Raw genomic sequence first — 10,750 nt, 5'->3', positions numbered from 1 at the left:
GTTTCCATCTCTTTCAGAGAGAGGTTCCTTCCTGACTCTTGCCTTCCAGAATAGGCATAAATAGATGCAGTTTGGAATGCGATTTTCTCTACCTCCACAGTTAGGCTGTCTAAATTTTGTTTTAGCTTGGCTAACAGTTGCAAATTTTCTTGAATCCATGCCGATTCCCTACCTATTTTTGCACTTGTTCCTTAATACGTGCTGATGAATAAATGATTTGAGTTAGCTTTTCACTTTGAAATATTATCGTAACAATAGGTAGAGAATTTTTTAGATTATGTCTAATCACAAGCTGAGAAGCAAGAAGAATACGTATGAGAAAGAAGAAAATAAAATCACTCTGTGAAATGAAATACCTAAAATTCAACGGAGAAGCGCATGAATACAAGATTTTTCGACGATGTAGCTTGCAAAAATTATCAACTTGCCAATGACCGGAAGTATAGTATTTATGCGGTTATTAGTGAGTATCGTGGTGCGAAACTTGTCTTTTGGTCTCCACGGTTTAGGGCGTTTGCAGTTGAAGAAAAGATTTTATTTGCGCTGAGTTGCGCGATATCATATATTCCCTGTTTCGCTTGTGTTTTTCTACAACCTTGGTTTTTATCTACTCTGTATGTTGGATTTGTGTTTGAGTGTATAGTTTTCCAGCAAGCTTTCTTAGTTCTTTTAGGTCTCTTTTGTGGTAGAGGAATCTTTGGTTTTCTGAATCTATGAGTCCGATTATATTGAATAGTTCAATCATTTTTTCGTCTCCGAATAGTTGGACACGGTAGATTTTTTCTTCGTATGGAGTTATCACAGGTATTAGTTTTTTTTCGCATTCTTCTTCATTGAAGATTTTGTCTGCTAAGTTGAAGTAGTAATCTTCTATAAATGATATGAATGTATCATAGTTTAGCTCTCCAAATGTTTCAGGCGCGATGATAAAGCCTTCTGTTCGTGGTTGTATTTCTTTGGCTCTGAAATTTAAGAGGGTGGCTCCGCCGAGCCTTAGATTCACAAGGTTCTTCATGACGGAGCCAACGCGGTTTGTCAAAATTCTTATTCTCATGTAGCTTTTACCAAGAATATAGTATCCGGATTCGTGCAGGTAGTATTTTTTGGATAGTATGTGCGAGACGGATGCGGCGCGTTCTCCAATTTTTTCTTTGATTTTTGTTATTTCTTCGTCATTAATTAGTACCGGTTTTTTGAAGTCCCATTCAACATATATTTCGAGCAATTTGCGTTTCCCCCAATTTTGTTGTTTAGTTCGTAACGGTTACTTTTAACCAGCCAAGTGGCATTATTGTGCTTGCGTTTACGTCAACTACTCTTACCGTCACAGGGAACATTGCTGGGTTAAATTTCCAGTGTCTGTTAATTTTTCTCAGTGTCTCAATTTGTGCTTGTGTTAATGGTTTTGTGAAAGCTGTTTTGGAGTAAAAACCTGAGTGTCCACCTACTCTTAGTACGAATACGTTGTCCTTTTGGTTTTCTTTGCTCAGTTCGTCGTAAAATCGCATAAGCTGTTGTTGAGCATTTTTGTCAATCATTTGTGATATTCTTGTTTTTTCGCGCTCGATAGAGTTTTTGGCAATTTCTTTCATTATCGCAATGAACTTTTGTTTATCTTCAAGTGTGCTGGCTATGTGAGTGATTTTTCCTTCTGCACGTATCGTACCTGCTGATTGGTTTTTTCTGTACCATGATGTCTTGAATTCTAAAGTGCACTCAACATAGTTTTCTTCAGGAATATTTGTAACTTTCTTTGGAAGCCAGATTTCAAGAAATTGAGGTATGCTACCCTTTTGTTTTAGTATGTTTAAAATTCTGTACATTTTAAAAGCAATAAATTTGCTGTTTATGTATGTACTGTCTGAGATCTGTAGAAATTTGAATACAGACTTTTTTGCATCGCCAAAGATTTCATTTTCAACGTTCCTGTATCGTGATTCAAGGTGTTTGGCGAATTCATCACTGAGATATTGTTTTATCAGCGCTGTTCTTATTGCTCCTTTTAACGAGCTGCCTGGAATGTATTTTCTTCCTGCCGAGCTGATGAATGTGTGAATTTGCAATGTTCTCGGCTTTCCAGTTTTTTTGTCAATTATCGTTTTAAAGTCGTGCTTTTTTACTGTGTCTATGTTTATGTTTAACTTTCTAAATATATCTTCAAGCGCTTTGTCTTTTTCTGAAGGATTTAGTATTCTGTCCACTCTGTTGACGAATTCTTCAACGAATTTGTCGTAGTTCATCAGTTTGTCAAAGTCTAATATATACGTCCTGTCGCCTCTTATGAGCATTTCGAATTTTGTTACTTTTTCTCCGGAACCGATGAATATAGGTGACATTGGTTCGATTTTAAGTCTCATCATTTTCCGTTACCCCCTTTAAACGGGAGTAGGAATGCTTTCCCGTATCTGTAAACTCTGTAGTCATACTCAAAATTGTCAGGTGTTACATCAAGTATTTTTCCTTTTACTGGTTTTGTGAATACGCTTCCTTCTGCGAACATCGTCACTCTTTTTGCTTTTTTGTCGCTATTGTGGATGTAGCCTGTTCTATACCGCAGTTCGTACGCCTTTGCAAATTTTGTGATTTCTTTCGAGTTTTCTTCGTAGTCTTCTGAATCTGGAATATATGGCGAGAGAAGTAAATAGTTCTCTCCTTGTTCTGGAAGGCTTATTGGGATTAAGTCATAGTCAAATTGTCCAAAGCCATACGTTCGGTCTCCGCCTATCCCTTCATCGGAAAGCAATTTCAACGCCGCTAATATTTCTTTTTCTATATCATCACTGACCTTTAAGTAGAACCACAGCCCACTATCTTCTTTGAAGTGAACTTCTGAGAAGTAAAATATGTTTGATTCTGCGTAGTTTCTTGCAACCATGACTCTTGGACGTTCTAATATGATGTAAAATTCTTCTAATTCTTTTTGAGCTTTGTCTGCAAGTAGGAACGGTAGCGAGAGGTTTTCTTCTCCAACGCTTTTTGACTCAGTTAAGATTGTTTCTTCAACGAATTTGATTTTCTTTATTTTTTTGACTTGTTGTATTTTGTCTTCTAAGCCAAATGTCTCGCCTTTTGGCCTCGGCAAGAAGTATTTGTTTCCAACGTAAAAGAATGCAGATGAGATTAGGAGCTCTGAATTGCTTTCTTTAATTTTTTCAATTAAATCGTTAGTTTTTTGTTCGCCAAATAGCAAGTTGTAGCCATTTATTAATCCGCCAAAAATTGTATCGGCATGTATTGTTGCTTCAGACACCTCAAAGACCACGTCTAGATAACCGATGTGGAGAGGTCCTTTGAGTTTCAATTTTACTTTGTAGGTCATATGCATCACTTCCTCAGTTTGGGTTTTATTTCAAACGTTTTGTAGTGCATTATTTAATTGCTTTGAGTGCTTCGTCTACTGATTTTGCTCCGGAAATGATAACCTCCTCATTTGCTGTTCCTTTGTAGAAATCAACACTGCGCTTTTTAATTACTATGTCTTCGAATTTTATTTTTCCATATCCTCTTGAACCGCTACCGCCAATGTAGTCGTCTTCAAGAAGTCTCATTATTTTAAGCAGTTCTTCAATGAACTTTGTTCCGTCGTTTTCAAATATGTTGACTGAGAATTCTGATTGGAAGACTGCACCGGCAGGGACGCGTTCTTGTTGTCTCGGGTTTGCTTCGGATGTTAATCTGTTGATTGAGTTTTCGTGCTTGACTTCTGTATATTTTGTTTCTAAGTATGTTTCAAATGCTTCTACAGATTTTGGGTCTAACATTGCGTCGCGTACTATGAGTCTTCTAAGATACAAAGGTTTTCCTTCTTTTCCTTTGATGCCTGCACCGAATAGGCCACATACTTCGCAGTTTTCGTCCCCACAACCATGTGGTTCTCCGTTGTTCGATACTTTTCCATGGAAGAATTCGGACAATGTTCTGAGTTTTCCTTTTAAGCTGCTGCCAGGAATGTACGGTCTACCTTGTGCGTCTTTTATTACTGGGTTGTCAAGTCCGCCTATTTCAAGGTCATCTTTGCTGGTGCCTATGTGCAACCCGGTTAAGAGCCTTATATCGGCTTTGATAATGTATTTGCCTTCAAAAGATTTTGCTGCCATACTATTTCCTCCCTCATGTTTTTATTTTCTTGCAGATTTTTTGGTTAAAACGTTCAAGATCTTTCCGGATGGTAGTACTTATGATAAGCTACAAGCGATTCAAAGAAATCAAGGAAAATGTTGTAAAATTTCTTTATTTCATCTGCGTTCTTTGATTTTACCAAATCTACGAGTTTCTTCATACCCAAAGCAAAATTTCTTAGTCCTTCGTTATTTTCCCTTCCCACGTCATACATCATTATCGCAATGAATTTGTTAAGCTTTCTTACTATGCTATTGTGATCACCAATCTCCATTTCCAGCTTTTTGATATGGTTATAAAATTTTCGTAATCTAGATGAATTCAGTGAGAGGTCTTTGCCTATTCTATTGGCGTAAGAATTTAATTGGTTGTAGACACTACTGTCGATATTGTTAACATCGATACTAGTGAATACACTTTCAACATCTTTAAATAATTCTTCCAAAGATGATACGTTTTGTTGAACATTTGGGTACTGATTGCGTCTATTCTCCGGCATACTTTACACCTCCGTTGTCATTCTGTTTTGAGAAGCTTTTCCATTTTCATCACTTTCAACTTTACGCGTTTTGTCGTGAACCCACTTAATTACCAATCCCAATTTATCATATAATCTGCTGTTACCTTCCTCCAGTATTTCATTGAAAAACCTTTGAATCAGAGCTTTTGTTTCTCTGTTTTCCTGCCTTTCCATGAGTCTTCCTACGTAATAATATAGCCGCCAAATCTTTGGTTGTTCACCTTCTTGCTGTTTTTCAAGAAAAGCGCTCAGCACGTGCAGTATATTCCTTGTAACACCTTGTGAAATAATGTCTTCAAGTTGCTGGTTGAGTTTGTAGACCTTATCAAACTCCTCCCAACCTACATACCCCCCGAACATGTAGATGGCTGATTTTTCTAATTCTTTGTTATTGTACGTGCGTTTATATGATTTCGCTTTGTCGTCCAGATACTCACCAGCCAGCGTTCCAAGTTTGTAGACCGGGAATTTTCTTGAAGGTGCCACTGCTATTGCCATGGATATCGATAACTCATCATTTTTGCTGTATTTTCTAAATTCATTTGTTATATCTCTTGCAAGTAGTGGTAATTCGCTCCATGGACCGAGTATCATGAAGTCGTCGCCGCCTGAGTATATGACATTGCATTTTGGGTGTTTCTCAACCACCATCCTTTCAAGAACGATGCTGAAGAATGATTCAAGCTCGAACGAGAGTGTTGCAACAAATGATATCGGTGTTCTTTTTTCTTTATCGGATACTTGCAGTGTTTGGAATATTCTTCCAAGATTGTCAACGTCTCCCCTGAGCAGTCCCCATCTTTTTAGTCCCTCAGCTTCTTGTGCTATCGTCTCGAGGTCGGCTGGAGTTTCGTAGTACTTACCTGCCTTTTTGTACACGTAACTTGCCATCTTAGTAAAGTACATTGCCTTGTTTTGATCGTATGTCGCTTTGTCGATTGCAAAGGCAAATTTGTCTGGATTATCGCTGAATTTTAGTTCGTAACCGAACATCTTGAAAACTTCGTACACGTTTACTGGTGGTGTAATTAGCTCCGGGCATTTTTCTATTTTGAGATATTCCGAGATTGCAAGTTTTCTTCCAAGTTCAGCAAAAGATTCACAAAATACGCATTCAAATGCTTCTTCTTGTTCTTCTTCTTTCCTTGTAACTTGCAGCATTTTTCTTCCGCAGTACGGACATCTCGGACCAGAGAAGTCTTCAGGAATAAACATTTCAAGGTCTATCACGTTCTCAAACTTTTTGTTTTTCTTTACTTCAAGAATTCTTGCCAGTTTGTCGTGGACTTTGAATTCTATGAGGTCGTAAATATTTATCTTGATTCCACCAAGCAGAACAGCCAAGTCTAATCCAAACGCTTTGTACATTTTTTCTTCTATATCTTTTTGGTATTCTTCCAACTTATCAATTGTTTTTGCAGGAACAAGCAAGTAGAAGTGCCCACCACCGCAGTAAAGGATGTTTGATTGGTATAGCCCTTCTTTGTCTATGATGTATCTGGCTATGATTTCCGAAAGGTAGGCGATAAAGAATGATCTGGCTCTAAGTTTTTTGAGACCGTTTCGCCAAGAGGTTTTGTATATGAAATCTTGTATTCCCGATATGTCACCTTTGATAACACCGAATATCTCTTCATCCTCCGGGTCTGCTTGCGAAGTTTTATTCTCTCGGTATTTTCGAGAAATAGATTCTTTTTTATTGAGAATCTCTGCGGCTTTTACAAATCTATCGTTCTGTTTTTCAAAAAGCTCATTTTCAAATTGTTTATATAAAGCGACGGCTATAGCGGCGGTTGTGGTTGAGTGAGAGAAAAGAGATATGTCTGGTTCACTGTAGTAGAATGCGGAAGGAATGTTGGAGGTGTATTCTTTGAGTAAATAATAAATTCTCCCAAGTACATCATGGTCATTTTCTTTTCCCCATCTGCTTTCAAGCTCACCATCAGATATGAACTTCTCAAATTAGCTCCAAAGCTTTTCGTACACATCTTCTACGGATATTTGCTCTGCTGCGGCTTGCTCAACAGGTTCTAATGCTTCGGAAAATTTCGATACTTTTTTGTAGAATTTCACTTTCTCGACATTATTTAAAGAGACGGAGGAAATTATGGATCTCATAAATTTGATTTTAGCATCAGGTTGTGCGGTATAGTCTTCTCTTTCTGATGCAGAAAGTTTATCCGCAAGACTTACTATCTTTACAAGGACGTCTGGTTCTGAGTTTAGATTCGATAACTGTTCGTGGTGTCTTGAAATGATTGCAGAGACAGTATCTCTGTAGGGAAGCTTTGACTTAGAGTAAACATATGCTCCAACGTACTGATGAGCCAATCCTGATTTGTTCTCACTAATGTGGAATTTGTACTCATCTTTGATACCATTTTTCAACGCGTCACTCATTTTTCCACGTTGCCTAAATTTCCCTATATCATGGAACAGAGATGCTAAATACAAAATATGCTTCAGGTTTTGTTTTTCACTTATAGCATCCATATATATCTGCCCCCCTAATGGATTTGTAACCTCCAAAGTTTGATATTATTTTGCGACAGTGGTCAGAGTTCCTCCCTTTTGCACTGCCCTAATCCCATTGTCGACTTGTAACCAACACCTGAGTAGAACGCAAAGTTGGAAAGCACGTTCACTGCTTCTACAAGCTTATCTTCATACGGCACTTCGAACGTAACAGTTCCAACGAAACCTTGCAAGTAGAATTCACCAAAATTTACTCTTTTTAGAATTGTGTCTTTTTCCAAAATCTTTATATCCTTAAATTTCCCCACCAAGTTCTCATCGAGTTTTACCTTGCTGTATTTGTTGAATTTTCTAATAAGGCTTGTGTAGACCTTCTCAGGGTCGGGCTCTCTCAAATGCAAATCCCCGATGCGAAAAAGAGTGGGTGTATAAAACTTTAGTTTGACAACAGCTTGCGTATTATCCTTATTGAAAAGTTCTTCTTCTGTTGTAAATCCAGACCACTTGTTAGACTGTCCCACGGATAAATTGAGCACCTTAAAAGTTACATTCCCAAATCGAGCATTCTGGTCTTTCAGTGTGGACTCAAACACCTTGTTGCTGAAAAGCTCGAAAAGGCTATCTTCAAGGAGGGTTATCCTAATCGAGTAGACTTCACCTTGTTTAACTTCTAAAGGTCTACTTACGTTCTTGCCCAGGAAGGAAGAAACAGTGAAAGATTTATCACTTATATTAGAATGCATGACATTCGAAATTCGTTCATCTGCAGATCTTAACACAGAAAAGAACCAACCATGAATCTTGCGGCCAGGATAATACTCAATAATACCATCATTCTCAGCTTTTACGTTGAGCAGAAGACTGTAAAACACCCTACCCCTCCTGTTATTATTCATTATTCTTAATGTAACCGCACGTTACAAATTTACGTTACTATTATATCATATATAACAAAAGAAAAACAATATCATTTTTCTGAAAAAAATAAAGTGGGACAAAAGTCCCACTTTTGCTTATAAATTCAGCACTTTCAGAGATAATACCTATCAAAAGGATAAATTCAACGTTTGCGCTATTTTTAACGTCCGGTTCCCATCATCTCTTTCAGAGAGAGGTTACTTCCTGACAAAACAAATAAATTTTTTATTAATAGTTTTGAAACTTTTGGTTTCCAGCTCTTTCAGAGAGAGGTTCCTTCCTGACTCTTACCTTCCAGAATAGGCATAAATAGATGTAGTTTGGAATGCGATTTTCTCTACCTCCAAAGTTAGACTATCTAAATTTTGTTTTAGCATGGCTAACAGTCGCAGATTTTCTTGAACTGATGCTGATTCCCTACCGGTTTTTGTGCTTGTTTCTTGATGCATGCTGATGAATAAACGAGTTGTGTTAGCTTTTCACTTTGAAATATTATCGTAACAATAGGTAGAGAATTTTTTTGATTATGTCTAATCACAAGCTGAAAATCAAGAAGAATACATATAAAAAATAAGATGATATTAACACTTTGTGAAACAAAACACTTAAAATTCAACGCAGAAGCGCATGAATAAATGACTTATTGAAAATTCGCTTGGCAAAAATTAGTAACCTGTCAATGACAGAAAGTATAGTATTGATGCGGATATGAGCAAATATTGTCGGGCAACTTTCGTGTTTCGAACTCCACGTTTTAGGTCGTTTATAGAGATAGGATGCGATTTCTCTAACGTGCATTATAGCATTTCTTATTTTCTTTTGCAAATTTATGGTGGCAATTCTGTATGTTGAAGGTTGACACAAGGGTTGTTCTTCATTTCTTTCTGAGTATGATATTCAACCACTTTTCGTTTGCTCTGTCTTTTCGAGCATCGTTTGTGATTGTAGTTTTGGAAAAAATAAATACGTTCGCTTTTCTGAATGTCTTTGGTAAGAGCCTTATAGAAATCGTCCAATATTCGCGCAGGACCTAAATCAGGATCTAAATGAAGAAGTACTGGAAAACACCGTTAGTGGTTAGAAACTAATGTTATGGCGTACTCCATTAGAAAAAAGGTATCAAATTAAATTAAAAACATGACTTCCATGGAGTAAAAGCTGCGAGATGTGAAAAGGTAATACGATTTTTTACATATCATACTTTCAGGAGATAGTCCAAAATTGCGACTTAAATTCTTCAAAGACAATCATCTAAGAGATTCATTGACGAACGACCTCTATATTGGGTAGTTCCTCACTAAACTCTCTATCAATCATTGCTAATTGCCGCTTGATTATTTGCCGCATCTCTTTCGCAGGGGTTAGGCAGTACATCTGAAATTCCTCCTTGCTTATGTCAGTTATGTCTCTCACGTGGGAAAACAACAATTTCAAATATGCCGTGCTCAGCTTGACGATTGCTTTTGTATCACGAGTATCCGAGTTCTCTGGAATCCTAAGTAAACGTTTACATATATCGGCAAAATCAGGAACTGTTCTCATTTCGTGCAGGATTTCAGAAAAGTATTCGACATTTAAGGCATGTCCGCGAACTTTCATATCTTCACGCATTCTTGGTAGTTTCCAACCTTCGATAAAACCATGAAATCTGTCTAACAATGCCGAATTCTTAAAAAATGGAGGTAGGGTTGCAAGATAGTCGCTGCTCAAAGGTGTTTTATCGTGAGATAATGGTATGTTACCCAGTAGTACCATTCCAGCGGATGAAACTCCGTTGTAGTTCCCCACTGTAAATCGTCCAGATTCCAGATAATTCTTCAAAGCACCCAAAAGTTCACTTTCGTCAGAGAATCTGATAGTCTCAACCTCATCCATCGCAACAAAATCGTATTGCGTCAAGATACCGGGCATTTGTTTAGAAATGTCATAGAATAATTTGGCTCGTGTCACAGTTCCACCGCTTATTATCCAACCGTACTTGGTAAGATTGCTATATGTATATGATTTACCAGTTCCTTTTGGTGCAAGCTCCATCATATTCAGATTGGGTTCCACAAAGACTAACAATCTTGAGATAAATAGAAGTTTTTGGCTTAAAGACCTGAATCCTCTAGGATTATATTCCATGGAACGTATTAGCAGATCTATCCATTCTTCTAAGGTAAACTCCTTTCTCCTTTCACGGAAATAATCTAAATCAACCTCATATGGTTTGAACGGCTTATAATCAGCTAATTCAATTGCTCCAGGAGTTCTTCCATCTGGAGGCACGTATACAAGAGTTACAACGCCCCACGTTTCTCCTCCTGATAATTCACTGCTATGTTCGCGAGCAATGTGTGGAGGGATTCTTGCCTCGTTTGATTTTATGTCGATATCTGGTATGGAAAACCTCAATATTCCACTCTTTACATCAGGCTCTACTATAATTCTTGCCAACAATGTTACTTGTGAGCCATCGTTAATCAACTGACCTTTAATTTTACTTCCTTTGTAAGCAATATGCTTCGTCAGAAAGTCTTTTAAACTGTCCGTATCGATACTTCCATCAATTTCTGTATGTTTTTGGAGAAGCCAGTCCTTTACAAAGGATGGGAGGTTATAGCCAGAGAATACCTGTTGAAGGCCCGGTTGTTTCATCACAGACTCATAGGGAAAAACGCTACGTATCTTTTCGTCAAGTTCGTTTAAGTTAGTGTCCACGTATAATCCCCCCAT

Annotated in this window: 10 protein-coding genes; 1 reads left to right on the top strand and 9 read right to left on the bottom strand. The window is 37.6% G+C overall.

Going from position 1 to position 10,750, the window contains the following annotated elements:
- Positions 1 to 607: 607 nt before the first annotated feature.
- The 8 genes from BUA11_RS08215 to cas6 all read right to left on the bottom strand — a co-directional run bounded on the left by BUA11_RS08215 (position 608) and on the right by cas6 (position 7,986).
- Positions 608 to 1,225 (bottom strand): hypothetical protein, encoded by a 618-nt coding sequence (locus BUA11_RS08215; RefSeq protein ID WP_072760368.1) that lies wholly within the window; start codon positions 1,223 to 1,225, stop codon positions 608 to 610.
- A 25-nt stretch (positions 1,226 to 1,250) separates the two neighbouring features.
- Positions 1,251 to 2,360, bottom strand: coding sequence for a type III-A CRISPR-associated RAMP protein Csm5 (csm5, locus tag BUA11_RS08210; RefSeq protein WP_072760366.1), 1,110 nt, complete (start codon positions 2,358 to 2,360; stop codon positions 1,251 to 1,253).
- Positions 2,357 to 3,319 carry a type III-A CRISPR-associated RAMP protein Csm4 gene (csm4, locus tag BUA11_RS08205; protein ID WP_072760364.1) on the bottom strand — a complete coding sequence of 321 codons (963 nt, stop codon included), beginning with the start codon at positions 3,317 to 3,319 and terminating at the stop codon, positions 2,357 to 2,359. Before csm4 ends, csm5 begins: the two co-directional genes overlap by 4 nt.
- Positions 3,320 to 3,368: 49 nt before the next feature.
- Complete coding sequence (gene csm3 / locus BUA11_RS08200) at positions 3,369 to 4,097, bottom strand: type III-A CRISPR-associated RAMP protein Csm3 (protein ID WP_072760361.1); 729 nt, start codon at positions 4,095 to 4,097, stop codon at positions 3,369 to 3,371.
- Between the two features lie 53 nt (positions 4,098 to 4,150).
- Entirely contained in the window at positions 4,151 to 4,618 is a 468-nt protein-coding gene (gene csm2 / locus BUA11_RS08195; RefSeq protein WP_072760359.1) for a type III-A CRISPR-associated protein Csm2, read from the bottom strand.
- A 3-nt stretch (positions 4,619 to 4,621) separates the two neighbouring features.
- Positions 4,622 to 6,589 carry a type III-A CRISPR-associated protein Cas10/Csm1 gene (gene cas10 / locus BUA11_RS08190; protein WP_281246570.1) on the bottom strand — a complete coding sequence of 656 codons (1,968 nt, stop codon included), beginning with the start codon at positions 6,587 to 6,589 and terminating at the stop codon, positions 4,622 to 4,624.
- Positions 6,590 to 6,601: 12 nt separating this feature from the next.
- Positions 6,602 to 7,132, bottom strand: coding sequence for an HD domain-containing protein (locus tag BUA11_RS10485; RefSeq protein ID WP_245789644.1), 531 nt, complete (start codon positions 7,130 to 7,132; stop codon positions 6,602 to 6,604).
- Positions 7,133 to 7,194: 62 nt separating this feature from the next.
- Positions 7,195 to 7,986, bottom strand: a complete 792-nt coding sequence (gene cas6 / locus BUA11_RS08185; RefSeq protein WP_072760347.1) for a CRISPR-associated endoribonuclease Cas6 — start codon at positions 7,984 to 7,986, stop codon at positions 7,195 to 7,197.
- Positions 7,987 to 8,877: 891 nt separating this feature from the next.
- On the opposite strand from cas6, the gene BUA11_RS08180 reads away from it, so the two are divergent.
- Positions 8,878 to 9,066 (top strand): hypothetical protein, encoded by a 189-nt coding sequence (locus tag BUA11_RS08180; protein WP_072760344.1) that lies wholly within the window; start codon positions 8,878 to 8,880, stop codon positions 9,064 to 9,066.
- Between the two features lie 226 nt (positions 9,067 to 9,292).
- Here BUA11_RS08180 and brxL read toward each other — a convergent pair whose 3' ends face one another.
- Positions 9,293 to 10,735, bottom strand: coding sequence for a BREX system Lon protease-like protein BrxL (gene brxL / locus BUA11_RS08175; RefSeq protein ID WP_245789642.1), 1,443 nt, complete (start codon positions 10,733 to 10,735; stop codon positions 9,293 to 9,295).
- Positions 10,736 to 10,750 lie beyond the last annotated feature (15 nt).

Source organism: Fervidobacterium gondwanense DSM 13020, assembly GCF_900143265.1.
Lineage (GTDB): Bacteria > Thermotogota > Thermotogae > Thermotogales > Fervidobacteriaceae > Fervidobacterium > Fervidobacterium gondwanense.
Note: the sequence above shows the minus strand (reverse complement) of the source record. Positions and strands in the feature narration are given on the sequence as shown.

What these genes read in the sequence shown, in the direction of transcription:
- csm4 (WP_072760364.1), bottom strand. Translation starts at nt 3,319, where the DNA reads ATGACCTACAAAGTAAAATTGAAACTCAAAGGACCTCTCCACATCGGT.
- BUA11_RS10485 (WP_245789644.1), bottom strand. Translation starts at nt 7,132, where the DNA reads ATGGATGCTATAAGTGAAAAACAAAACCTGAAGCATATTTTGTATTTA.
- csm5 (WP_072760366.1), bottom strand. Translation starts at nt 2,360, where the DNA reads ATGATGAGACTTAAAATCGAACCAATGTCACCTATATTCATCGGTTCC.
- csm3 (WP_072760361.1), bottom strand. Translation starts at nt 4,097, where the DNA reads ATGGCAGCAAAATCTTTTGAAGGCAAATACATTATCAAAGCCGATATA.
- csm2 (WP_072760359.1), bottom strand. Translation starts at nt 4,618, where the DNA reads ATGCCGGAGAATAGACGCAATCAGTACCCAAATGTTCAACAAAACGTA.
- BUA11_RS08180 (WP_072760344.1), top strand. Translation starts at nt 8,878, where the DNA reads ATGTTGAAGGTTGACACAAGGGTTGTTCTTCATTTCTTTCTGAGTATG.